Raw genomic sequence first — 25,282 nt, forward strand, 5'->3', positions numbered from 1 at the left:
CAGAAACATAAAGCCCCGGACTGGCCAACCGACCACACTACCGGGACTTACCTTTTATCCTAATTTTCCTATTCAGCCTGCTTCAACAGGATTGCCAGTGAGTTTTGTAACTCGGCGACCTTAACCTCAATCGGCTCAGCGGCCCGCCGGAGTTTAACCTCAACGATTCCATCGGCTGCCTTCTTCCCCACGGTAATCCGCACTGGCAACCCGATCAGGTCGGAATCAGCAAACTTGACGCCCGCCCGTTCCTTCCGGTCATCAAGCAAGACACTGTAGCCGTGGTCTTCAAGCTCTGATGTAATCCTTTCGGCGAGCGTCCGTTGCTCGTCGTTTTTAATGTTAACCGGAACAACGTGGACGTCAAACGGCGCAATCTGGCGCGGCCAAATAATCCCGTGTTCGTCATTATTTTGTTCAATGATGGCAGACAGCAGGCGGGAAACCCCGATTCCATAGCACCCCATCTTAAGCGGAACGTCCCGGCCGTTTTGGTCTAACACCGTTGCGTGCATGCTCTCCGAATAACGGGTTCCCAGCTTAAAGATATGGCCGATTTCAATCCCACGGGTAAACTGCAACGTTCCCTGCCCATCTGGGGATAATTCGCCTTCCGCGACACTTCTGAGGTCGGCAAACTGCTCAACGTTAAAGTCGCGCCCAATATTCGCGTTCTGATAGTGGAACCCGTCTTCGTTGGCCCCAACGCTGATATTCATCATGCCCGCAACATCCTGGTCGGCATAAATCTTGATGTGGTCATCAATCCCGACTGGCCCCAGCGAACCAAACGATGCCCCGTTCATGTACTGCTGCGCTTCCTCCGGGGTTGCAGGGCGTAAGTCGTTAGCTCCGAGAAGGTTTGTAAACTTGGTTTCATTTAACTGGTCATCCCCCCGCAACAGGGCAATAACTGGTTTCCCATCAGCAATGTACAGCATTGTCTTGATTAGATTAGTCGGTTTCTCGCCAAGGAAGGCCGCCACTTCATCGATTGTCCTTTTGCCCGGGGTCGCCACCTTAGTCAATTCCCGAACCGATTCATGCGACTTTTTCGCCACCCGGAGATTCTTTGCCATTTCCAGGTTAGCCGCGTAGTCACTCTGATCGGAGTACACCACCGTGTCCTCCCCGATTGGAGCGATTGCCATAAACTCCTTAGAAGTTTTTCCGCCCATCGCCCCGGAATCCGCAATAATTTCACGGTAATCAAGCCCACACCGGTCGAAAATATTGTGGTAGGCCTGATCCATTGCCCGGAACGTTTCGTCCAAACTATCATCATCAACGTGAAATGAATACCCATCGAGCATCAGAAACTCCCGCCCCCGAAGTAGTCCGTAACGTGGCCGGTCTTCATCCCGGTATTTCATTTGAATCTGATAGACCGACAACGGCAACTTTTTGTACGACTTAATACTGTCCCGTATAATGGTCGTCATCGTCTCCTCGTGGGTTGGTCCGAGAATGAAGTTCCTTTCGTGCCGGTTTTTAAACTTAAACAACTCCGGCCCGTACGTCGCGTACCGTCCCGATTCCTCCCACAGTTCAGCGGGAACAACGGCAGGGACCAGCATCTCAACGGCATCAATCCGCTCCATTTCTTGCCGAATGATGGCCTGGATCTTTTCCATCACCCGAAAAGCCAGGGGCAAGTACGCATACATCCCCGCAGAAATCTGCTTGATGTAGCCTGCCCGTAACATGAGTTGGTGACTCACTGCCTCGGCCTTCTTCGGTGTTTCCTTAAGTGTCGGAATTAACATCCGTGATTGTTTCATAGCTATCCCCTTCCGCTTCCGCGTATCAATAATCGCCTCCTATGATACCAAATTTTACCGGCTTCCTCCAGCTACCCCGAAATTACCAAGCAAGATATTTCCCGTCACAAAAATATCATGGGATAATTGGTTCACCAAAATAGACAAGGAGGAATTAGAATGATTGCAACCGACTTAATTAAGCCGCTTGTCACCCAGTTTTGCGATGACTACTTAACGGCAACACCAACGCTTCCTGAGCCAACCACCCTCTGGGAAGGGGCAAAGGAACGCGGGTTACTTGACCAGCCCCCAGCCCCGGTAATGACAGCGCTCCTTGAACGCACCGCCCCAGCAGTCCCCCGGTGGAGTATCCACCTTGCTGCTCACTGGGAGTTAGGGATAAATCCCCCAATGACAGCCCCAATGCTTCAAGGTGCCCTTACCGATGCTACTCCCCACAAACGACGCGAATTTGAACGCATGTTAGTTACCATTGCAGGTGCTTTGCAACAAGCAATGACGGGATACCTGGTCGAATACGGGAAAAACGTTCCCCACCAAAACGGCAACTTAGCCATGCAACCCGCCATGCAATACCAAATTACTCGGTTAACCGCCATGGCCGCCAGCACACAACGGCACGCCGGCTTTTTAAATTCCTTGACGTTAACAACCGCCAAACAAGATGATGAGCAAGACGAAGCCCTAACAGTTGCCATGATTACGGCGGGCACTAACCAACGAATCATTACCACCCGGATGGCGGCCACGTTCAAGGCATTTGGGATTCGTAATCAGGACCAGTGGACCAGCTGGGTCGCCGGTAGTCAACTTCTCCAAACATTGACAGTACTTAACGACCAGCGGGCAGCCACCGTCACGTTTGCCGCAATGCACCGCCAACGTTAATTAAGGAGGTCTCAAAAATGAGTATTATCGTATGCGTTAAGGGGGTTCCGGTCAGTGACCATGTGACCATTGACCCGCAAACCCACCACCTTGAGCGAACCACAACGGCAATCCACCTTGACCCGGCTGACCGGTATGCGCTGGCCGCGGCTAAGCTGCTTCGCTCCACCCCGGATGAGGACATCATTACGGTATGCATGGGCGCTCCCAATAACGAACGCCTCTTACGAATAACCCTTGCTATGGGAGCAACCCGCGCTATTCTTCTAACCGATAAGGCGTTTGCGGGGGCGGATACGCTAGCAACTGCAACCGCCCTCACAGCCGCCATTCAACATTGCAAGGCAGTCCGGCTGGTAATCACTGGAACCCAGTCCACTGATGCAGATACCGGTCAGGTGGGCGGAAACATCGCCGCTCAGTTAGGCTGGGAACTTCTCCCCAACATCACGCGCATTGTGCCGGCCGAACCAGCAGTGGTTACCAGTCAACTCGGCACCACCGCAACAACGATTACCCTAACTACCCAGGCAGTTTTAACGGTCGGAACGGCGGCAACGTTCGCTCCAGCAGCCATGACGGTTGCCCAAGCAGCGGCACTTAATCCGACCCGCCAATGCCAAACATGGGACTCCACCGCAATCGGGTGTGCCCCAACAACGGTTGGTCAGGCTGGCTCTGCGACAACTGTAACCACGCTGACACCGGTTCACCCTACAAAGCGTTCGACAACCACCCTGGCAACTGATGCAACTACTGCCGTAACCCAGCTAGATACCCTTATTCAACAATCACGGGAGGTAATCAAATGACAACAGGATGGCTTTTTGGTGAATATCACAACGGCCACTTCGCTCCGGGTGTGTTGGAGTTAGCCGCCCACACCCAGAAGTGGGATGGGGTGACCCTAAACATGGCAGTTCTCGGGTCGACTGGGGACCATCCCGCTCTCCAGCGCCAACTCCAGGACACAGGGATCGCCCACGCCACGCTCATTCCAGTTCCGGATGACGCCACCATTGCCCAACAAGCGGCCGTTTTAGCCGCCCACATCCGGACAATTGATCCAGCATTTGTGCTCTTTAGCGCAACCCCACTTGGCCGAAGTGTGGCCCCGTATGTTCAAGGACTCCTTCACACCGGCTTGAGTGCAGACTGCACGGACCTAGCGTTTAAGGATGGGCAACTCGTTCAGACCAAACCGGCCTATGGGGACAACGTGGCTTGCACCATCATGACCACCACAACCCCGGCCATGGCAAGTGTTCGGCCGGGCGTTTTCCCCACTCCTTCAGCAGTACCCGCAACATCCCTTCTTCAGCCCCAGGTAACGGTCACCCCGTTTCCCGTGCCCCTGAGCCAGCTGACCGGTGAAAAAACGGATACCGCCCCTACAACGCCACACCACCCAAAGGAGGCTACCCGAATCATTGCTCTGGGACGGGGAGCCGCAACTCCTGAGGGGCTCCGGTTTGCAAAGCAACTGGCCCACCAACTGGACGCGGCTGTTATGACTACCCGCCCGGTGTCACTTCTTCCAGGCTTTGGTGTGCAGGCGCAAATCGGCCTAACGGGCCAAACCATTCACCCCCGGCTCCTCATCACATTAGGTGTATCAGGTTCATCCCAATTCTTAGCAGGCGTTAAAAATGCCGGCACCATCATTGCGGTGAACACCGATCCCCACGCACCAATCTTTGACTACGCGGACTACCGCTACGTGGGCGATGCGGTGACGTTCATGCAGGCGGCGTGCAAAGAGTGGTAATAAGAAAAAATGTATTAAAACAAAAAGGTTGGGATGTATAAGTCCCAACCTTTTTTATCGGTTCATTTTTATTACTTAGAAAAAATACCGGCGCAAATCGTTCCACGTTACCAAAAACATTAGCACCATCAAAAACCCAAACCCAATTAACGTGAGGGTCGCTTCCACCTTCTGACTAATTGGCTTCCGCCGGACCGCCTCCACTAGGTTTAACAGGATTTTCCCCCCATCAAGGGCCGGAATCGGCAGTAAGTTAATGATTGCCAAGTTAATTGAAAGGAACGCCGTGAGACTCACAGTACTGATTAACCCCTGCTTAGCGGCGTGTTCGGTATACGAGAACATGGCCACCGGTCCCCCTAAATCGTTCAAGTGAAACCCGTGCGTAATCATCGTCCCCAACGCGCCAAAAAGGGCCTTAGTCATCGTCCACGTCTGGGTAAAACCGTACCCCACCATTGCAAAGAAGTGGTGGTTTAAGACTACTTTACCCATAATCCCAATCTGGCCAAGCCGTTTCCCGTTTTGCTTAACCACCTTAGGCGTCAATGTCGTCTTCCACTCCCGGTGGCCCCGGCGAATGGTAAACGTCGTCTTCTGACCGCCCCGTTGTTCGATTGCGTGGGTCAGTTCTGTCCAGGTGGTAGTTTGGTGATCACCAACCCGGAGAATTTGATCGTTTGCGCGCAACCCCGCCTTCTGCGCCACCGAGTGAGGTTCAACGCTCCCAACAGCGTTGGTTACCTGGGGGGCACCACCGTGCAAAAACGCAACCAACATAAACGCAGCAATTGCCAGCAAGACGTTATTAAACGGTCCCGCCACGTTTGTTAACATTCGTTTCCACACGCTGACTGCCTGGTACTGGACATCACGGGGCGCCACTTGCACCGGCGTGCCGTCCGGCTCAATCACCGTCGCATCCCGGGCAACCGCAAACCGGTGCACCTTTTCTTCGGCTCCGGTTTCATACCCCTCAATCCACAACTCGTCTTGAAGGTCCCAGTCCGTGATCTCCAGCGGCAAACCGGTTAAACTCGGGTGATCCCGGCGCAGGTCAATGGTCAAAACAACCTCATCCTCATCCGTTGTCAAAAGAGCCGCCATGCCCTTTTGAAGAGCGTCTTCGTCATCCAAGCCCGCCATCCGGACGTAGCCGCCCAACGGAAGAATCCGAATCGTATACGTTGTGCCGCCTTTCCGGTACGCAAAGAGTTTGGGCCCCATTCCAATGGAAAATTCCCGCACAAGGATTCCGGAATGCTTCGCAACGTAGTAGTGCCCGAACTCGTGCACCGTTACTAACACCCCAAAAACAATAATAAACGCAATAATCGTGACAATCATTATCGGCGTCCCCCGTTAAATTAAGCCAAAAAGGTGCATCAGCGGTAATACGAATAGTAATGAATCAAACCGGTCTAAGATCCCACCGTGACCCGGTAAAATCTTTCCGGAATCCTTTACCCCGTAATGCCGTTTGAAGGCCGATTCAACCAGGTCCCCAATTTGACCGGCAACTGACAGCACCAGCGTGATCAGGAGCATGACCGGCAAGGAGTACTTCTTAAGTGGGAAGAAGAACAGGTAAAGTCCCACCAGAATCACGGCTGCAACGGTTCCTCCGACTGATCCTTCCCACGTTTTGTTGGGGCTCATTTTCGGGGCCAACTTGTGCTTTCCAATTTGCCGGCCAATCATGTAGGCCCCACTATCAGTAATCCACACGATTAACAACCCGTACAGGATTGTTGCCAGCCCAACGTTCCGGGCGACAATCATGTAGTGGAACCCCAATCCAGCATATACGGCACACAAAACCAACGCCCCAGCATCGTCAAACGAGAACCGGTTCTTGGATGCCACCGTGTACAATAACAGGATCAGAGCAAAGAAATACAACAAGCCACCGTGCGTCATTCCCGGGATAATCCGTAACCATGAATCCGGCACCAGCATCCCCATCATCATCAAAAAACTAAGGCCGGCCTCTAAGGATACCAAAAGCTTCTTTTTCATCGTCAACATTTCCGCCATTGCCACCAGCCCCATTGCCACTACCAGGATACTGAATGGCGTCCCGCCACAAACCAGCAGCGGAATAAAGATAATCATGGCCACAATGGCCGTAATCACACGTTGTTTCATTTATTTTTCGTCCTTTCCGTCATCAAGTCCACCAAAGCGCCGGTGCCGCTGTTGGAACGCAACAATGTTTTGCACCAATTCCTCAGAAGTGTAGTCCGGCCAGTACACGTCCGTAAAGACCAGCTCACTGTACGCTAACTGCCATAACAGGAAGTTAGAAATTCGCTCTTCCCCACTCGTTCGGATTAAAACGTCCGGATCGGTATCCGGAGCAAGGGAAGCCGTCATCAGGTGGGCACTAAGCGTTTCTTCGGTAATTGCATCCGGCGTAACTTTACCGGCCTGCACTTCCCGGGCAATCTGCTGAACCCCAGTAACGATTTCCGCCCGGCCACCGTAATTCAGCGCAAAGTTGAGTACCATCCCCGTACAATGGGCCGTCTGGGCAATGGCGTCGTTGACAGCCTGCTGTGTGCTTACCGGCAACTGGTCCGTGTATCCCATTACGTTCACCCGCACGTTATTTTCAATTAGCTCCGGGACAAACGTACTGAAAAATTTTACCGGTAAATCCATCAGGTAGTTGACCTCCGCATCCGGGCGCTTCCAGTTTTCCGTGGAAAACGCGTAGAGTGTCAACACCTTAATTCCCAGGTGACTGGCCGCCTTTGTAATTTCCTTAACAACTTCCATCCCGCGCTTATGCCCCGCAATCCGGGGTAAGTGGCGTTTCTGCGCCCACCGGCCATTTCCATCCATGATAATTGCAACGTGGTGCGGGATCCGCTGGCGATCAAGTTCTGGGACTGCTGTATTCTGCCGGTGGTTTTTAAACCCGATTTCCATCTCGTTCCTCCTTTAAGCAAACGCAAAAGAAAAAACAGGGGCCGGCCGGGACCGGCCCCTGTTATTTTCCTTCTAACCTTCAAGGACTTCCTGCTCCTTAGCGGCCACGATATCCTCAACCTGCTTGATTCCTTCGTTGGTAAGTTGCTGGGCCTGCTCTTCTAGGTCATGCAAATCGTCATCCGTTAGGTCGCCGGCTTTATGCGCTTTCTTGAGCTTATCCATCATTTCACGCCGGACGCGTCGAACAGCAATCTTGCCCTCCTCACCGGTGGCCTTAACCTGCTTGGCGAGTTCTTTTCGCCGCTCTTCGGTCAACTGCGGGATTACCAGCCGAATGGCCGAACCATCATTCATCGGCGCAATTCCTAGGTCAGATGCCAGAATAGCCTTTTCGATATCCTTCAAGGAACTCTTATCAAACGGCGTGACTAAGAGAACCCGCGCTTCCGGAATGGTAATCTGGGCAATCTGGTTTAACGGCGTCGGTGCGCCATAGTAATCCACCATAATCCGGTTTAAAAGGCTTGCATTGGCCCGCCCAGCACGAATATTACCGAGTTCCCGCTGGAGGTTTTGCTCAGCCTTCTTCATTTTTTCTTGTGCGTCCTTTAATACTGGATCCGTAACCTTCATTTTTACTTGCCCTCCACTGTTGTTCCAATTGGGGCGCCCTCAACAACCTTCTTGATGTTACCCCGTTCGTTCATGTTAAAGACCACTAACGGAATGTCGTTCTCCATGGATAGGGATGAAGCCGTGGTATCCATTACGTGAAGCCCGCGGTTAATGATGTCCATGTGGGTCAACTTATCAAACTTCGTGGCCGTTTCGTCAGTCTTCGGGTCAGCCGAGTAAATCCCGTCAACCCCGTTCTTAGCCATTAAAATCACGTCCGCATTAATTTCAGACGCCCGCAACGCTGCGGTGGTATCCGTTGAGAAGTATGGAGAACCCGTTCCAGCGGCAAAAATCACAATCCGGTTCTTTTCAAGGTGCCGGATCGCCTTCCGCCGAATGTACGGCTCAGCAATTTGCCGCATCTCAATCGATGTTTGAACCCGGGTTGGTACGTCAAGTTGCTCGAGGTTATCCTGCAATGCCAGGGCGTTCATCACCGTTCCTAACATGCCAATGTAGTCCGCCTGGGAACGTTCCATTCCCATCTGGGCCCCGGCTTCCCCGCGCCACATGTTACCGCCGCCAACAACGATGGCAACCTGCACGCCAAGATCATGGACATCCTTGATTTCCCTCGCAACCTTCATGATCTCCGGCGGGTTAATCCCCCGGCCCTGTTCGCCGGCAAGAGCTTCCCCACTTAACTTTAACAGTACGCGCTTATACTTTACGTCCGTCATGTCCGTCCTCCTCAAGGTTTGTTCCATGTTCGAAAATCCGAACCATCAGTGGTATTCTACCATATCTCTAGAATTGATGAACACAAAATCAGCCGGAAGAACGATTACATTTATAAAAAGATGGACCCACCTAAGAAAGACCGTGTCCCGAAGCGCATTCTTCCTTGCTTCTTCCAGATAATCTGGCGCCAAAATAAACGGACTGATTAAGGTTATCCCTTCGAATCCCTACTGCGCGCGATCCAAAGGATGACACCTTCACCACACCCATTATACTATTTTGTAAATTCTTATCTGACTACCCTTCAACATGATTATCCTTGCCCAACGTCGCATTATAAATCGGGGTTGGCATTCCAAAACCACCAGCCACTGGAAGCAATTGCCCCGTAATGTAGGACGAATCATCGCTTGCCAAGAAAACCGCCGCCTTCGCAATGTCTGTCGGCTTTCCTGGCCGGTTCAACGGCACGTTCTTGATAAACGTGTCCCAGAACTGAGCGGGCATATTATTAACGGCGGCGTCAGTCGCAATCAGCCCCGGCATGATCGCGTTGCACCGGATACCATCATGAGCGTATTGCGTGGCCACCTGCTGGGTTAGCATGTTAATCGCCGCTTTGGACGTGCCATACGCCGTCCGGGCAACGTCCGGGGTTGCTCCCCCAACCGACGAAATGTTGATAATGCTGCCCCCGGTCTTTTGCTGCTGCATCTGCTTAACAGCATACCGGCAGCTATAGTAAACGCTTGCTACGTTAGTCTTTAAAATTGTAAAGAACATTTCCGGGTCGCCCGTTGTCACCGTCAGGTCCTTTTCAGGATCCGTCCGGCCAAAGTTATTCACGAGAATATCCACGTGCCCTTCTTTTTGGGCTACTTCCCTAATCATTGGTTCGTACGTCTCAAACTCAAACGCGTTGTAAATTACGTGCCGGTACCGGTCGTTTTCTGCGTGTAACTTTGCAACCAGGTTACGGTTCTTCTCGCTATCCCGGACAGCCATATAAACAATGGCGCCCGCCGCCACCATTTCTTGTGCAATCGCAAAGCCAATTCCGCGGCTGGATGCCGTGACAATTGCGACCTTATTCGTTAACGCGGTCATACTATCACTCCCATAGTTGATTATTCGTACTAAATTCCTGATTCATTATACCAAACCACCTCCAAATGAAAAAGCTAGCTGCACACCACCGTGCGGCTAGCTTAATAATTTTTTCAAATTTTAGACCAACTACTTCGTCCTCCGCTGGTAGACCACAAAGGTGTGCGGGTACCGGTTACGCTCATCAACCTTTCCGGCAACCCGGCGAACTTCTTCAAACCGGTTGTAATCAAGTGGCGGCATCGTCGTGTCAGCCGGAAACTCAGCCTCAATTCGCGTAACGTATAACCGGTCCACGCGCTCAGCATACATGCGAAAAAGGGTTGCGCCCCCAATAATGAAAACCAGCTCATCATCATGGGCTGCTAACCAATCATCCAGTTGGTCCTGGGTAAACACAAACTCCACCTGCGAATTACCCGCATACTGGGCTGCCAACTGCTGATCGTGTGTTAACACTACGTGGTGGCGGTGGGGCAAAGGATGAGGAAAACTTTGAAACGTCTTCCGCCCCATCACAACCGGATGATTAAGCGTTGTTTGCTTAAAATATTGCAGGTCATCCGGTAACCGCCACGGGAGGTGGCCATCAACTCCGATGTGATGGGCGGAATCCTCCGCCCAAATAAATGCAAGCATCCCAGCACCTCCTAAACGGCCACGGGCGCCTTAATTGCGCCGGCCGGGTGGTAATCCTGAACCTTAATGTCGTCCAAATCAAAATCAGCTAAGGCGTGTTTCTCCGGGTTAAGCCACAGCGTTGGCGCGTCCACCGGCTTGCGGCTCAGTTGTTCTTCTACCTGCTTAAAGTGGTTCTTATAAATATGGGCGTCTCCGAGCGTGTGCACAAAGTCGCCAACTTCAAGGTCTGTTACCCGGGCCACCAGGTGCGTGAGGAGCGCGTAACTGGCAATATTAAACGGCACTCCCAAAAAGATATCCCCACTCCGCTGATACAACTGACAGCTCAGTTTCCCGTCCGCCACGTAGAACTGGAAGAGCGTGTGGCACGGTGGCAGTGCCATTGCCGGGACATCTTCTGGGTTCCACGCCGACACGATCAGCCGCCGGGACGTCGGGTTCGTCTTAATTTGTTCAATCACGTTGGCAAGCTGGTCAATCGTCGTTCCCCGCCGGGTTTGCCAGTGCCGCCACTGGGCCCCGTAGACGTTTCCAAGACTGCCATACTTCGCCGCAAACGCATCGTCGTTCACAATCCGCTCACAGAACAGCTTCTTTTGCTTCTGATACTCCTCGTTAAACACCGGGTCCCGCTGAGAACGCAGCCCAAAGTCGGTCATATCCGGTCCCTGATACTCAGCACTCGCAACCCACTTCTCAAAAGCCCACTCGTCCCAGATATGGTTGTTATGCTTCAACAGGTACTGAATATTGGTATCCCCGTGAAGAAACCAGAGAAGTTCACTCTTAATCAGACCTAACGGTACCCGCTTTGTGGTCAGTAACGGAAACCCGTCTGCTAAGTGGAAGCGCATCTGGTAGCCAAACAAACTCCGCGTTCCCGTACCAGTCCGATCATCCTTACTATGTCCGTGTTCATACACGTCCCGCATCATTTCCAAGTACGGCGTTTCAACAATTGCCATGCATCCTACCCCTTTCGTTAGTCGACGTACGCACTCAGTTCATCCCACCGCGCCATCTTCGCATCAATCTGGGCGTTGAGATCATCAAGCTGTTGTTGCAGGACCGCCAGGTGGGGGTAATCAGCGCCCGTGCTGGCCGCCATCTCCTGCGCAACGGCCTGCTTTTGTTCCTCAAGTGCATCAATCTCTTCTTCTAGTTTATCAAACTCCAGCTGTTCCGCGTAGGTCAGCTTCTTTTTCGGGGTGTCCTGTGTGACCGGCTCGTTCGGTTTTGGCGCATCCTTGGGGTTTGCCTTCTCCTTATTCTTAACCTGGGCTGTATTTTGCTTAGCCGCTAAGTACTCCGTAAAGCGTCCGGTGTAGCGCTCAATGTGCGCATCCCCCTCAAAAATTAAAAGCTGATCCACTACCTTATCCAGAAAGTAGCGGTCGTGGGAAACCGTAATCACGGTCCCCTTAAACTGCTCTAAGTAGTCTTCCAATACCGTCAAGGTACCAACATCCAGGTCATTTGTCGGTTCGTCAAGCACTAAGACGTTCGGCTGGCTCATCAGAAGCTTGAGAAGATATAATCGCCGCTGCTCCCCGCCAGAAAGCTTCCGGATCAGGGTCCCATGCATGAAACGCGGAAACAAGAACTGCTCGAGTAGCTGAGTTGTGCTGATCCGCTCGCCGTCCTTATTAACAACGCTCTGGCCAACTTCGTTTAAGTAACTAATAACCCGTTTATCCGGCGGTAACTTCTCCATGTGCTGCTTATAGTAGGCTAACCGAACAGTCTCACCCCGAATCACCGTGCCCTGATCAAGGGGCTGGGCACCAACCAACGCGTTCAAAAAGCTCGTCTTCCCGGCGCCATTCATTCCGGTAATTCCAATCCGGGCGCCTCCCTGAATCAACAGGTTAAAATCCTGCATAATGGGATGGTCGCCCAGCATCAACGAGGCGTCCTTTAACTCCAGCACCTTTTTCCCGAGACGCTGCTGCCCCAAGTTAATGTTGACCTGGCCGTCCACCTGAACGTTTCCCAGGTTATCCGCCAACTCGTGAAAATGGTTAATCCGCGCCTGCTGCTTGGTCGACCGTGCCTTCGCCCCGGTCCGCATCCACGCGAGCTCCTTCTTGTAGAGCTGTTGTTGCTTATGCTCCTGGGTTAACTCGCGGTCAACCCGCGCCGCCTTTTGCCGCACAAAGTCCTCGTAGTTCCCGGGATACTGGTACAGTTTTCCAAACGATAACTCAAAAATCTGGGTCGCCACCTGATCGAGGAAATACCGATCGTGGGTGACGATGATTAACGCTCCCTTATACCCCTGAAGGTACTCCTCCAACCACGCAATCGAATCAAAATCGAGGTGGTTGGTCGGTTCGTCCAAGATTAACAAGTCGGGCGCCTGCAAGAGCACCTGCGCCATGCCAATCCGCTTTTGCTGCCCCCCCGATAACGTGCCAACCTGCTGGTCAAAGTCTTGGATGTGCAACTGGGTCAGGATGGCCTTGGCTTCGGTATCCGCGTTCCACGCATCTTCCTGGTTCATCCGTTCTTCCGCCCGCACGTAGCGCCGCTCGGCTTGCGAATCATCGGGGTGTTCCCCGTACGCTGCGACCGCCGCTTCGTATTCGCGGATGGTTTGAAACACCGGTGCTGCCCCGTCAAAGACGGCCGCTAGCACCGTTTTGTCCGGATCCAGTTGGGGAGTCTGCATCAGATAGCCGATCCGGTAGTCGTTGGGTTTAACCAGCTGCCCAGAATCGGCCGGATCCACCCCACTCAGGGCGTTCATCAGCGTCGTTTTCCCGGAACCATTCGTCCCGATCACACCAATCCGGTCGTGTTCATTCACGATGAAGTTCAGGTCATCAAACAGTGTCTTTTCGCCGTAGGTCTTTGTCAGGTGTTCCACCCGTAACGTTTGCATTAGTCGCTCATCTCCTTCAGGACGGTTTGGGCAAACGCAATTAAAGCAGCGTGATCGTTTGGCAACTCACCGGCAACCACGCGGTGCTCTGCCCGTGCAAGCACCCGGCCAAACGCCGGCCCCGGACGCACTCCTAATTCGTTCATCAAGTCCTGCCCGGTTAATCGTAATTCGCGCTTATCCTTGATTGGTAAGGCATCATACTGAACCAGTAGCCCCGCCGGAACGGAAATGCCAAGTAACCCGGCAACCACCTTCGCCCGTTCCAGGACTGACCGACCTACCGTATACGCCGTCCAGGCATCCATGCCCCCTGCCTGCAACTTCGTCAACGCCGTTCGCGCAGCGCTCACCGCCGTAATCGTTTCGTTGGCGCACTTCCACTGCCGCAAGAACCTGACGGTCTGCTTGGAAGTCAGCCCCATCACCGCCGTCAAAAGCGTCCACGCCGCGTTTTCGTCCGGCAAATCAATGGCCGGTAACTGCGCTAGGCGTTCCAGTGCTGGGCGGGCCTGCGCCATGCCCGGACAGTACTGGTACAGGCCCGTTTGCGTAAACTGTTCGATTCCTTGCCGCGGATTCTTTCCCAAGAGGAGCTTGATAAACTCCACGTGGATCCGTTCGACCGCAATCTTCTTAAGAAGCGGCGCGTTTTCCTTGATGGCCGCAAACGTCGCCGGATCCATCCGAAAGTCTAGCTGGCTGCCAAACCGCACCGCCCGCATCATCCGAAGGGCGTCTTCGTGGAACCGTTCGGCGGGTGTTCCCACCGCGCGGATTATGCCGTGCTTGAGGTCGGTCAGCCCGTCAAAGTGGTCAACGACAGTCCCATCAAGGCGCATGGCCAACGCGTTAATCGTCAGGTCCCGCCGCTTAAGATCTTCACCGAGCGACCGGACAAATTCTACGTGATCGGGCCGGCGGAAATCCTGGTACGCCGATTCCGTCCGAAAAGTCGTCACCTCATAGCCCGTTCCGTGATCCAACACCATCACCGTTCCGTGTTCAATGCCGGTATCAACGGTGTGCTTAAAGAGCTGTTTGATTTCAGCAGGATAGGCACTCGACGCAATGTCAACGTCGTGGAGTGGAATTCCCAAAAGCGTATCGCGGACACAGCCGCCAACAAAGTACGCTTCATAGCCGCCCTGCTCAATCGTAGCTAATACTGGTTTAGCCTTCTCAAAGGATGGTGGTAGGTTCGTAATCTTCATTAACTCGTCCCTCCATTCCGCATAATTCACTGCCTCCCATTTTAGCACACCCGCCAGGTTCGTTCCCGGTAATCGCCCTTCACTAGCAGCTATCCCGTATGATACGATATGCAAAGCGACTAAAAATAAAGGAGGTTTTTCTATGACAACAACAAATGACGAACGTTTCCGCCTGGTGGATTTTTTAATGATTTGTGCGGGGACTGCCATTTACGCGTTCGGGCTGGTGTTCATTAACATCGCCAACCGGCTGGCCGAGGGGGGCGTAACGGGAATTACGTTGATTTTACGGTACTGGTTCAGCATTAACCCCGCCTACTCAACGCTGTTAATCAACATTCCCCTGATCATCATCGGGTACCACTATCTCGGGAAAAAATCCCTGATTTACACCGTCTACGGGACGGTCATGCTATCGCTGTGGATCTGGATTTGGCAGCGGTTTCCCGTCATCCACATCAACATTCACCACGACCTCTTTATCGCCGGGGTGCTAGCCGGAATTCTCGGCGGGGGCGGTTCCGGATTAGTTTACCGGTTCGGTGGCACGACCGGTGGTACTGACGTAATTGCTAAGATCTTTGAACACAAGATGGGTATTCCGATGGGCCAAACCCTCTTTGCCCTGGATGCGTGTGTGCTAACCGCCTCATTGTCCTACATTGACCTGCGGCGGATGATGTACACCCTGTTGGCCTCCTTTGTCTTCTCCCGGATCGTTAACTTCATTCAGGATGGCGCATACAGTGCCCGTGGCATGATTATCATGACGCAGTTTCCGGAAAAGGTGGCCCACGCCATCATGGACGAAACCAACCGGGGGGCCAGCTACCTGATGACCGAAGGCGCCTACTCTGGCAAACAACGTAAGGCTGTCTACTGCGTAATGAATCAGGGCGAACTAACCACGGTTAAACGGATTGTTGACCGGATTGACAACAAGGCTTTCATCTCAATTCTGGACGTCAATGAGGTTGTCGGGGAAGGATTCACCTATGCCCCGGAAGACCGCATTGAGGATGAAGCACAAAGTAAATAGAAATTAATTATTTAGCCTAAAAAGGAGACTGCGTCCTTTATCACAGTCTCCTTTTTATTTCAATATGGTCTAGTCCCAAAATAAACGAGCTAAGTAAAAAAACGTACTTTGTTTCATCCCCGCTTACAATTCACGGGTTGTTACCCACACGCCCCGCTTTTGGCCAGATACACCCTAACCCAACAATTCATCCTGCAACCGCAGCATGTCCGGGTCATCCGGCTCAAACCGCAAGGCTGCCGCTACGCATTCTTGCGCGGCTTCGCGGCAGCCCGCATTGCGGTAAAAGAACGCCGCATCGCGCACAAATTCCGCATCAGTCATGAGCTCTGCCCGGGCGGCATCGTAGTGCTGTAAGGCCGCATCATAATTGTCCAGTGCTACATCGGCCCGCCCAAGGTTCCACAACAGGTGGGCGTCCGGGCTGCCCTCCTTCAGGTACGTCGTCAGCAATTCGCGGTTAGCCGTTGCGTCGCCCTGCCGGACCAGCAAGTCACTCAATAAACGCACGCCCGTCACGTTATCCGGATCCTGGTCCACGATGGTCTGTAGGTATTGCCGGGCCAACTTGTCATCCCCCAGCTGTTCGGCCAGCCGGCTGGCCCGCTCATACAGTTGCGGGTTGTATTCGTCGACCCCGATCCCCTCTTGGAGGGTGGCCAACGCCTGGCGCGGATTGCCCTGGTGAACGTAGATGTCAGCCAGGTACGGGTACAGTGTCGCGTAGTCCGGGTTGAGCTCGCGCAGCTTCTCAAAGTTCTTGCGCGCATCATCGTAGTGCTTAAGCTGCAACTGCGTAAATGCCAGCTGGAAGCGCGCATCCGCGTCGAGATCCTCCTCGTGAATCTGTTCGAGGTACCCGAGCGCCTGGGCAAACTTCCCGGCTTCGGCGTAAGAAACGCCCAGCCGCTGAACCAGGTTAACCTGGGCAAAGTGAGTGACTCCCTGCTTAATCAAGCTCAGGTAATACGTCACCGCCTGGCGGTACTGCTTGATGTCAAAATACAGTTCCGCCAGGGCAAACTGAATCACCTGTTCGTCTGGTGCTAACCGCAACGCCTCTAAGAGCTTTTGTTCCGCCACCTCAAACAGTCCCTGCGTCTGATATAGGTCCGCTGCCGCCAACAGCGATTGCAGGTACGCCGGTGACGTTGGGGGAATCTGCGCCAGGTAGTCAAGCGCCTGATCGTCATCCCCAGCATTGACCGCTAATTCCGCTAAGTCTACCCGTAGTTCATCTTCATCCGGATAACGCGCCAGCAACTTCTCATACGCCCGCTTAGCCATGTTGGTGAACCCAAGAGCCGCCAACTCCTCGGCCAGGCTGTGGACCATCTCATCGTCGTCCTTTCGCAAAGCCCACGCAAACTTCTTCTTGGCTTCTTCGTACTGGCCTGCCGTTAGCAAGTCCAGCGTCTGTTCTGAAAAGCTCATGCCATCGTCCCTTCTTTACTGTTATGCGTTGTTTCATTATAGCACGTTTTGGGGTTACGCTAGCGGGAGCAAGACGGTAATCATTAATTGTCCTTGTAATTTGTCCATTTAATTAAATAAATAACTTATTTCGCTGTAAATATTCATTCGATTAAACAAATATTCCATTTTGTCATAAATGTTTATTTGATTAAACACTTTTGCCGCCAAAAAAGAAACCCAGCACAGAAAATGCTGAGTTCCTTCTTAATATTACTTCAGGCGTCTATCGCTCCTAAAACAGCTAATTAATCATCATCGTTATCATCCTGGTCGGCTGGCTGCTGCGAAGAACTACTACTCTGGGCCGCGGCCTGCTTGGCTAAACTCTGGCTCCGATAGTACGTTTCATCGACGGTAAACATTGCACCCCCGGCTTCCAGAATAACCGGGACGTTCTGCCCATTCACGTTTTCCTGGTCAAGGCAGTACGATTCACCGTCACCCGCTGACTGGTACCAACCACGAACGTTAATCCACCGGTGGCCCTGCGCATCCATCCACTGGGCCTTGCCCCAGTGATCCTGCTTCCACGTGTTCTGGGCTTCCTGTGGATTATTAATAATCGATTCGTCTTCCGGCGTCCACGCCTTCATGGTCATGCACTGAAGCGTGTGCCCGTCTTCCGTCAGCTGATTTCCCTTAATTACCAGCGTGTGCATCTTCCCGTCAAACGGATCCACGCCGTACCACGTTCCCTGCATGTTCTGCGGGAAGGCAAACTGCTTCCCCTGATCAGACGAACTGCTGGTTTGAGCAGCCTGCCTACTGCTTAAAGCAATGGAATTCCCCGTCTTATTCTTCTGCGCAACCTTCTTCGTTGGGGTTGCGTGATGTTGCGTTGAACTTGCATGGTGCTGAACCTCGCACCCTGCGAGCGTTATCCCGGCCACCCCGACTAGCGCCAACGCTGTTATCTTATGTTGCATATGTATTATCCTTCCTTGGAATGTCTATGGTTAGGATAGCACAAAAAAGCGGTCGGGATAATTTTCTACCGCTTAAATTGAGTTTCTGGTAGACTGATAGCACAGGTCAACCAGAAAGGAGCATTTTTATGGAGATAGATACTAAAGCAGAGATAGATATTAAAGCGTTCAAGGAATTTATCAACCAATTCCCCGTTTACAACCCGGCTGACCTCGCCGCCCTTTCAGAGGATCCCCGTAAAAATCGAGATACCAAAAAACTCGAACGAGAAAGCCTGGAAAAAGTGCTTAATGATCCGGCTGTACGGGGAGCACTTCGATTGTTGGCGAAAAAATGAACGGGGTATTGTGAGAGTCCTAAACACTATATTAAGAGGTTGTTTTTAAAGCAAATAAATACATTATAAGGAGAACTAAATGAAAAAAACTGCCACCCTATCAATTGCATTATTAACGTCGCTCGGACTGGCTGGTTGCGGAACTGCAACCCACCACCATACGACTACACATCATTCTGAATTACATAGCAGTTCAAATAAGAGCAGCAGTAGTTCAAGGAACATGAGCTCATCTTCTTCCAGCTCAAATCAAAAGGTTACCCCGACTACTACCAACCAACAAACATCCATCCAGACTAACCAACAGCAAGCCCAAACCGCATCTGCTGCTAACTTACACGATTTCGTTAATCGGTACGGGATGTCCCCCGCTGAATATAAAGTTGAACATGAAGGAATGACACCCCAACAGGCACTGGATGCAACCCCCAATAATATGAAAACGGCTGGCGAAATCCAGCTACAACACAGTATGGAAAAAGGAAATTAACATTACTCTATCGCATAAAATAACCCCCAAATCCTAGATAGAAAGTCTAAGATTTGGGGGATCTTATTCGAAAACTATTTATCAATAAATTATGGCCTTTGACCTATTTTTTAACAGGCGTTCCGTCCGGATAATATCCGTTTTCAATGCAATTATTCGCATATTCCATTCGGTTACCACCCGTATTCCGATGGAAAGTTTGATAATTTTGTTTAATTTGTTCTTGGGTTAAGTGGGCATGTTGCGGTACTCCCTCCGCCTTATTGATATCAATACCCTCGTTCGGATGAGCAACACCGCCCGTTTGTTGAGCATTGCTCTGCGTGACTGTATTCTGTCTTAGTTCTGAACTAACCATTGAACTACTTGAACTCTTTTTGGAAGAACTAGAACTACTCTTAGAACTACTTTTCTTAATCTTATTCGACTTTGTAGTTTGCGCTACTCTATGTTCACTATGTTTTTCTCCAGCGTAATAAGTAATTCCACCTACAGCAGCAAGTCCAACTAGAATAATAATAATTTTACCAAATTTACGCATATATTACCTCCATATCAATTTAATGTTGTCTGTTAAAAAATACCCATCGATATCCCCATTACACTATCAACGATTCTCGTGATGACTTTCTAGTTAATATCGATAATCTTTTTAACTTCCTCTAGATAATCATCAGTATATTCCGGAACCAACAAGTCTCCTTCAATTGCATCCAACATTATTTGCTCTTTTTCTTTAAGGCGTTCATAAATGGCATGATCAACAAACCCCGATTCTGCTGCGGTTCCATTAGTCATTAAATAGTAATACCTTGTATATTGATCATCAGGTAATCCTAAACGATGAATCCGATCACGTGACTGCAGCATAAAAGTTAAGTTGAAGTTATATTCAAAGTAAATAGCGTCGTGCACAGTTTGGTGCAACGAAATTGACTCACCCAAAGTATTTGGATTCGAGGTTAGAACTTGACTATCACCACTTCTAAATTCATCAATCATCCCTTCACGTTCACTTTTGGGAGTTGCGCCATAAACCAAGGTTGACTTAATCCCTTCATCAGACAACGCATCTTGAATTTTATGCATTATACCTACAAACATTGCCCAAAACAAAACCTTTTTCCCCTTTTACTAACTGAGTAAACGAAATATTCATAAACCTATTCCTCTCCATCCTGAATTCGTCTTAACTTCTCCTGTACTTCTGGATCACTGGTTGCCATCATGTAGTAAATTCCACTTTCGTTTAATTGTTCAAAATACTCCTCTTGAATTTTGACAATTTGCTTATCATCTTCACGCGGATTTTCAGACTTCGCCTCAACTATCAGGTATTTCGCATCTTCCCCGTCTTCCTCAATCTTAAAGATAAAGTCTGGTGTAGTCGATTTGCCGGTATCGTCGTAACGCGGAATTTTAATTGCTTCCTTAGGTAACTTTCCATAAACAGTAATTTTTTGATTAGCATAACTATGCCTCAAAATATCTAATTCAGTATCCTTACTGTCATACCGTAATGGTGGTCGGGCATATAGGTATTTATCATCTGCTTCAACTGAATCTAAACTATATCTGCCAATTATACCTGCAGACACTTTATCAACGAAATCATCCTTTTCTAGATCATAAACTGATGTTGTGGCACTAAAAGCCAATGGTTTATAGCAATAAGAATTAGTGAATAAGCAAGTAAATTGTCTATTGAAATCATCTATAAGATTTTTCATAGTGATTTCATTAATAAAATATCTATCATTATTTATAAATTTCATACCGTTAATTACATGTTTGTTAATTATTGATGGCTGTAATCCTGTTTGTCGCGAAATTTGTTCTATAAATTTACCATAACTCATGGTTTCATATTGATGTATCTCATAATCTCCTTTTGGATCACTAATTATGGCTTCATCCTCAACAGACAATTTTTGTTTGATATTTTGAATTGATTGCTTTACATAATTATCACTATTTGTAAAAACTGCTTCTACGATGCTTTTAATTTTATCTTCCTTACCATGATCAAAAACAATCATTGAGCGTTTAACAAACTTTAACCAGATTTTACGTATCTTATTCCAATTTTCTTTATTTAACTCAATTTTCGTCGATTGTGGGTGCTCCTCCCCATCACAAACCTTATCCACGGCAAGTTTATATTGTTTAATAATCGGATAAAATTCCTCAAGCGCCTCAAAACCTGACATCACTTTACCGTTAATCTCAACCTTTTTATTAAAGTTTCCAGCAAAATCAATTACATGATGCTCCCCCAAATCGTTACGTAGTTGATTTTCATCAAATTCTGGATTATTTTTTTGACAGTCTTCAACAATTAACTTGATTGTTCTCTCATCAAGCTTCTCTTCATTTAGTTGAACATCAACATCACTATTAATTTCGTTTACAAGCGAATCCGCAAAATCCTTTTCATCATAGCCAATTAGAAATGATAAGCGGCTTTCAAACTCATCTTGATGAACCCGGTTACCGTTTTCGTCAACCGGTAGCCGAAGACCACGGCCAACCTCTTGAATTTTACTGTTTTCAGACCCAGAGGTTCTTAACTTAGCAATTACAAAAACATTTGGATTATCCCATCCCTCACGCAACGTCCATTTCGAAAAAAAGAAGCGGCGCGTTATCCAATTACCGTTCTTGTCCTTAAAGCTAAGCATTTTCTCCTTATTTTTCAAAATATCATCAACTTCAGCTTGAATATCATCGTCCTGCTTTTTTAATCCTTTATCACCACTGAAATATCCTGCATAAACTTGTTGATGTTCTGAATTTAGACTTTGAAGGGTTGCCCGCAAAAATTCACAGTATTCCTGTTCACGATTATTGACTGGATGAGAATACTTTCCAAGTAAAGCTCTTAATTTTGTGCGCAACAACTTTTCAAAGATTTTGATTAACCATCCCTTATCACGACCGGTTCCATTAGCTTTTCGGCGGCCATAGCTATCAATACTATCAATAAAAAACAAGGATAATGTTTTAATCTTGGGATTGTTATTTTTTCGAAGAAAATTTTGTTCTTCAATTCTAAAATGCTCGTCAATTGCCTGCTTAATAATTCTTTCTTGGTAGGATTCAGTAAACGTTCCTGGAATTAACTTCATTCCAGGCATGAGCACTAAATCATTAGACAGCCTCCCACCTTTTTTCGCCGAACCGCCTTCATAAGTGATGTTTCCCTCGAAAGCGTTATCGGCTACAGCAAGGTTTTCTCCTATTTGAACAACTCTTTCTTTTTTATTTGTATCTTCTAAAATTAATTCGTTTTTTCGAACAGACTTCACTTTATATGTAGTCTTAATAATTTCTTTATCTAACGAAGGGTAGAACACATCTATCCCTTTAACTAAGCCACGATTGAAACTCTCAACCGCATTTAAATTATATTGAGGCTTTCCCCGATAATACTGTGGCTTTTCAACTGCATCTTTCCCTCTTCCCACTTTCTTTTTGGGAAAGGTTGCCCCAAAGCGAATGATAGATTGTGGTTTTAATTTCTTTATATTCTTATAGCCAGTATTTCCCTCTGCAAAACGGTGCGGTTCATCAATAATTACTACCGGACGAGTCGCAGCAATCGCCTTAAGCGGTGAAGCTTCTCCACCAGCTAAAATCTGATCATAATCATCCCGCTTCATTGAATTGGAATTAAGCATTTGTGCGTTGATCAATAAAACCTCAATTTGGTTTGAATTGGCGCGTGAACTCTCAATGAACTCAGCCAATTGAGCAGGAAAATTCCTTCTACCCCCTCTGGCCTCAAAATCACCTTTATTAATGACATTTAATTGAATATTGGTGTTTTCATAAAATTGACTAAAATGCTGCTTAGCATAGTCACTTTCAATAAAGCTTTTAGTCCCCTCCTTGATACTTGGAGACGGAACAACAATTACGAATTTAAAAAGTCCGCGCTTATGAAGCTCATACATCATCCGGGTATAAACATAAGTTTTCCCCGTTCCAGTCTCCATTTTGATATCAATAAAATGATCTTCCTCATACGCATGTTTAATCAGAGGATTAGCAAAATTCAACGAGTCTTCCTTTAAATTATCAATTGCAGGAAAACTCTCATTAATTCGTTTTAACGCTTCATTTTGGTGCTGTAATTCTTCTAAAACAATCTTCATACTAATACCTCTTAATCAAACTAACCGTCGAATTCAGCTGATGAAGCCCAATATCAAGTTCTTTCATATCAATTATGTTGAATGAATATCCATATACTACAACTGACTGAAATTTCAACTTATTTGTTCCAAGTTGGTTTAATAGGTCTTTTGTTTGTTCAGTATGCCAATTACCATTAATTAGATACAACCGTGTATCTTTGATTCCAAAAGCTTTATATCCTGCAAAATCATATTCAACTAAATCGTCAGTATTAAAATCATAACCATCTTCGGCCAACCAAGTCGTTAGAATGGTGTCTTCACCACTCGCATTTCCAGGTACTCCTAAAGCTGAACTAGAGAAGCTTTCAACCATGTCAGAGACTAACTCATAATTTTCTGGATCAAAATCATAAATTTTATCAAGCGTTTCTTTTTCTGGAGAAACTGCAAAATAATGTTTATACCCATCCATCTCATTTATATTTCTTCTTGCATTGTTGATTCTAAGAGCAGTTATTTCGTCTATAGTATGTCTTTTAACACTGTTTTTATCTAGTAATTTAACTAACTTTCTTGCTTCTTTTTTTACTTCAGTACTTCCATTTTTAATACGATTATCAAGATCTTCTGGTAACTGAACTAAAATATAATTTAAATTAGCATTGTAATCATTGTTGTAGTTCATTACAGCTGATGCAGTTGTTCCAGAACCAGCGAAAAAGTCCATCACAATTCCGTGTTTTTTCCCGCTCCACTTTATTAGTTGTTCAATCAATCGGATCGGTTTCTTTCCGTTTTTATAACTCACTCCATCTTCGGATTTAACATTCATCATATCAGAATAAAAGCCTTTCCAAAGATTGCCGCGAATTGTTGTTCTCGTATATTCTGAGTTATATTCATCATTTTTTCTAATACCTTCATCAAATGACAATAATTGATCGAAGTTATTTTCGCCCTTTAAAATCAAAAGATGATCATTATATTCTAAAATACTTTTTTCTTTTAATTTCTGAATTACGTCCTCAGGTATTTCCAAATTGGCTGGCATTTTCCGATAAATATTATTGGCACTTTCTTTATAGAAGAAGTCCTTTATTTTTTTATTGGTTAAAATTCCTTTTTCTATAAATTCGTGGTTAAGCTTGCCATTTCTTGTACACAAGTTATCTTTTTTAAACTCTGAATAAATTTCGCTATTATAAATGTATTCAAATAAATTAGTAAATTGACTCCCATCATAATATATCGTATAATGCTGATCCCAGACTCTTCCAGCATCATATAATGGAACTCTTTTAAATTCATTCATATTCTTTTGACATGCTAAAATATACTCATAATTTTTTACAATTTTCCCTTTTTTGGCTGCTCCAACCTTATTCCCCTGAGTTTTACTAATTTCAACTCCAATATTTGAAATGAAATTATCTTCACCAAAAATATCATTCATTAATAGTTTTAAATTAGCTTGTTCATTATCATCAATAGAGACAAAAATAACCCCATCATTAGCTAACAATTGTTTAGCCAACCATAATCTTGGATACATAAAAGTTAGCCAAGCGGAATGGCTTTTACTTTCTTTCAAAGCGTCTAATTTTGAAACATCTTCATCTGACATTCCAAAAATCTCTTTAAGTTGTTTATCAGAATATTCAAATTTATCTGGATATACAAAATCATCGTTTCCCGTATTGTATGGTGGATCAATATAAATCACATCAACTTTGTTCGAATAATTGTTTCTTAAATGGCGTAAAACTTCTAAGTTATCGCCCGTAAAGAATAGGTTTTTACTATTTTTATTTTCCTCTTTCTGGTTATGCTCATTGTCCGGAACAATCACAGAAGTAGGTGCATCACCAGCTTGTTTTCGTGCATAATCTTTTCCAATGAAGTTTAGTTGATAACCCTCCGAAAATTCATTGACATTATTTTCTTTCAAAGCGTTTTTAAACTTATTAAGATCAAAACCACCATCGTTGAAAAATTCAGGTAATTTATTTTTTAATTCCTCTAAAAATGCTGTGTTTGGCTTAACATTTTCGTTTTCTTGAAGATGATCCTTAATCACAGCAATCACCTCCATTCAAAAGAAAAAATCCGTTTTTAAGCATATAAAATACACTTAAAAACGGATTAAATTGCTTGACAAATAAGCGTTGACTTACATAATCAACGTGTTGTGTTGTGTTGTGTTGTGTTGTGTTGTGTTGTGTTGTGTTGTATCATTTATTTCTTCCTTTTTGGTTACTGTGCTTGTATTCTACACCGTCATTCATTTA

At 47.7% G+C, this 25,282-nt stretch carries 22 protein-coding genes and 1 pseudogene; 6 read left to right on the forward strand and 17 right to left on the reverse strand.

Annotation, left to right across the window (positions count from 1 at the left end; genetic code table 11):
• Positions 1–68 precede the first annotated feature (68 nt).
• On the reverse strand, positions 69–1,781 hold the full coding sequence (locus ACI3E1_RS00655; RefSeq protein WP_405023751.1) for a proline--tRNA ligase: 1,713 nt from the start codon (positions 1,779–1,781) through the stop codon (positions 69–71).
• A gap of 159 nt (positions 1,782–1,940) precedes the next feature.
• On the opposite strand from ACI3E1_RS00655, the gene ACI3E1_RS00660 reads away from it, so the two are divergent.
• Genes ACI3E1_RS00660 through ACI3E1_RS00670 form a run of 3 tightly spaced genes read left to right on the forward strand, consistent with a single transcriptional unit; the run spans position 1,941 to position 4,440 of the window.
• A complete protein-coding gene (locus tag ACI3E1_RS00660) occupies positions 1,941–2,672 on the forward strand; it encodes a hypothetical protein (RefSeq protein WP_405023752.1) in 732 nt (243 codons plus the stop codon).
• A 17-nt stretch (positions 2,673–2,689) separates the two neighbouring features.
• Positions 2,690–3,484, forward strand: coding sequence for an electron transfer flavoprotein subunit beta/FixA family protein (locus ACI3E1_RS00665; protein ID WP_405023753.1), 795 nt, complete (start codon positions 2,690–2,692; stop codon positions 3,482–3,484).
• Positions 3,481–4,440, forward strand: a complete 960-nt coding sequence (locus tag ACI3E1_RS00670; protein ID WP_405023754.1) for an electron transfer flavoprotein subunit alpha/FixB family protein — start codon at positions 3,481–3,483, stop codon at positions 4,438–4,440. The genes ACI3E1_RS00665 and ACI3E1_RS00670 overlap by 4 nt, the downstream gene beginning before the upstream one ends.
• 75 nt (positions 4,441–4,515) lie before the next feature.
• On the opposite strand, the gene rseP is transcribed toward ACI3E1_RS00670, so the two are convergent.
• The 10 genes from rseP to ACI3E1_RS00720 all read right to left on the reverse strand — a co-directional run bounded on the left by rseP (position 4,516) and on the right by ACI3E1_RS00720 (position 14,583).
• Complete coding sequence (gene rseP / locus ACI3E1_RS00675; protein ID WP_405023755.1) at positions 4,516–5,787, reverse strand: RIP metalloprotease RseP; 1,272 nt, start codon at positions 5,785–5,787, stop codon at positions 4,516–4,518.
• A 15-nt stretch (positions 5,788–5,802) separates the two neighbouring features.
• Positions 5,803–6,588, reverse strand: a complete 786-nt coding sequence (locus ACI3E1_RS00680; protein ID WP_405023756.1) for a phosphatidate cytidylyltransferase — start codon at positions 6,586–6,588, stop codon at positions 5,803–5,805.
• On the reverse strand, positions 6,589–7,374 hold the full coding sequence (locus ACI3E1_RS00685; protein WP_405023757.1) for an isoprenyl transferase: 786 nt from the start codon (positions 7,372–7,374) through the stop codon (positions 6,589–6,591).
• A 72-nt stretch (positions 7,375–7,446) separates the two neighbouring features.
• Positions 7,447–8,010 carry a ribosome recycling factor gene (frr, locus tag ACI3E1_RS00690; RefSeq protein WP_405023758.1) on the reverse strand — a complete coding sequence of 188 codons (564 nt, stop codon included), beginning with the start codon at positions 8,008–8,010 and terminating at the stop codon, positions 7,447–7,449.
• 2 nt (positions 8,011–8,012) lie between these two features.
• Positions 8,013–8,735 carry a UMP kinase gene (gene pyrH, locus ACI3E1_RS00695; protein ID WP_405023759.1) on the reverse strand — a complete coding sequence of 241 codons (723 nt, stop codon included), beginning with the start codon at positions 8,733–8,735 and terminating at the stop codon, positions 8,013–8,015.
• A 298-nt stretch (positions 8,736–9,033) separates the two neighbouring features.
• Complete coding sequence (locus ACI3E1_RS00700; RefSeq protein WP_405023760.1) at positions 9,034–9,843, reverse strand: SDR family NAD(P)-dependent oxidoreductase; 810 nt, start codon at positions 9,841–9,843, stop codon at positions 9,034–9,036.
• A gap of 129 nt (positions 9,844–9,972) precedes the next feature.
• A complete protein-coding gene (locus ACI3E1_RS00705; RefSeq protein WP_405023761.1) occupies positions 9,973–10,482 on the reverse strand; it encodes a dihydrofolate reductase in 510 nt (169 codons plus the stop codon).
• A gap of 11 nt (positions 10,483–10,493) precedes the next feature.
• Positions 10,494–11,450, reverse strand: coding sequence for a thymidylate synthase (locus ACI3E1_RS00710; protein WP_405023762.1), 957 nt, complete (start codon positions 11,448–11,450; stop codon positions 10,494–10,496).
• 17 nt (positions 11,451–11,467) lie between these two features.
• Positions 11,468–13,369, reverse strand: coding sequence for an ABC-F family ATP-binding cassette domain-containing protein (locus ACI3E1_RS00715; protein ID WP_405023763.1), 1,902 nt, complete (start codon positions 13,367–13,369; stop codon positions 11,468–11,470).
• Positions 13,369–14,583 (reverse strand): CCA tRNA nucleotidyltransferase, encoded by a 1,215-nt coding sequence (locus ACI3E1_RS00720; protein WP_405023765.1) that lies wholly within the window; start codon positions 14,581–14,583, stop codon positions 13,369–13,371. The genes ACI3E1_RS00715 and ACI3E1_RS00720 overlap by 1 nt, the downstream gene beginning before the upstream one ends.
• Before the next feature lie 142 nt (positions 14,584–14,725).
• On the opposite strand from ACI3E1_RS00720, the gene ACI3E1_RS00725 reads away from it, so the two are divergent.
• Positions 14,726–15,622 (forward strand): YitT family protein, encoded by an 897-nt coding sequence (locus ACI3E1_RS00725; protein WP_405023766.1) that lies wholly within the window; start codon positions 14,726–14,728, stop codon positions 15,620–15,622.
• 174 nt (positions 15,623–15,796) lie between these two features.
• Here the strand turns inward: ACI3E1_RS00725 and ACI3E1_RS00730 are convergent, their stop codons facing one another.
• The gene (locus ACI3E1_RS00730) at positions 15,797–17,056 is read right to left on the reverse strand and encodes a tetratricopeptide repeat protein (protein WP_405023767.1); all 1,260 of its coding nucleotides are present in this window, start codon (positions 17,054–17,056) and stop codon (positions 15,797–15,799) included.
• Positions 17,057–17,343: 287 nt separating this feature from the next.
• Positions 17,344–18,024, reverse strand: coding sequence for a hypothetical protein (locus ACI3E1_RS00735; protein WP_405023768.1), 681 nt, complete (start codon positions 18,022–18,024; stop codon positions 17,344–17,346).
• A 128-nt stretch (positions 18,025–18,152) separates the two neighbouring features.
• Here ACI3E1_RS00735 and ACI3E1_RS00740 point away from each other — a divergent pair, with 128 nt between their 5' ends.
• Together ACI3E1_RS00740 and ACI3E1_RS00745 are read left to right on the forward strand one after the other, a co-directional pair.
• The gene (locus ACI3E1_RS00740) at positions 18,153–18,362 is read left to right on the forward strand and encodes a hypothetical protein (protein WP_405023769.1); all 210 of its coding nucleotides are present in this window, start codon (positions 18,153–18,155) and stop codon (positions 18,360–18,362) included.
• A 79-nt stretch (positions 18,363–18,441) separates the two neighbouring features.
• Positions 18,442–18,852: a hypothetical protein gene (locus ACI3E1_RS00745; protein ID WP_405023770.1), complete on the forward strand. Its 411-nt coding sequence runs from the start codon at positions 18,442–18,444 to the stop codon at positions 18,850–18,852.
• A gap of 103 nt (positions 18,853–18,955) precedes the next feature.
• On the opposite strand, the gene ACI3E1_RS00750 is transcribed toward ACI3E1_RS00745, so the two are convergent.
• The 4 genes and pseudogenes from ACI3E1_RS00750 to ACI3E1_RS00765 all read right to left on the reverse strand — a co-directional run bounded on the left by ACI3E1_RS00750 (position 18,956) and on the right by ACI3E1_RS00765 (position 25,071).
• The gene (locus tag ACI3E1_RS00750; protein ID WP_405023771.1) at positions 18,956–19,393 is read right to left on the reverse strand and encodes a hypothetical protein; all 438 of its coding nucleotides are present in this window, start codon (positions 19,391–19,393) and stop codon (positions 18,956–18,958) included.
• An 89-nt stretch (positions 19,394–19,482) separates the two neighbouring features.
• Positions 19,483–19,983: pseudogene (locus ACI3E1_RS00755) on the reverse strand (helicase-related protein); the annotation flags it as partial.
• Positions 19,984–20,015: 32 nt separating this feature from the next.
• Complete coding sequence (locus ACI3E1_RS00760) at positions 20,016–23,009, reverse strand: type III restriction-modification system endonuclease (RefSeq protein WP_405023772.1); 2,994 nt, start codon at positions 23,007–23,009, stop codon at positions 20,016–20,018.
• 1 nt (position 23,010) lies between these two features.
• Entirely contained in the window at positions 23,011–25,071 is a 2,061-nt protein-coding gene (locus tag ACI3E1_RS00765; protein ID WP_405023773.1) for a DNA methyltransferase, read from the reverse strand.
• Positions 25,072–25,282: the final 211 nt, after the last annotated feature.

This window comes from Ligilactobacillus sp. LYQ139, from assembly GCF_045033025.1.
In the GTDB taxonomy this organism is placed as follows: domain Bacteria; phylum Bacillota; class Bacilli; order Lactobacillales; family Lactobacillaceae; genus Ligilactobacillus.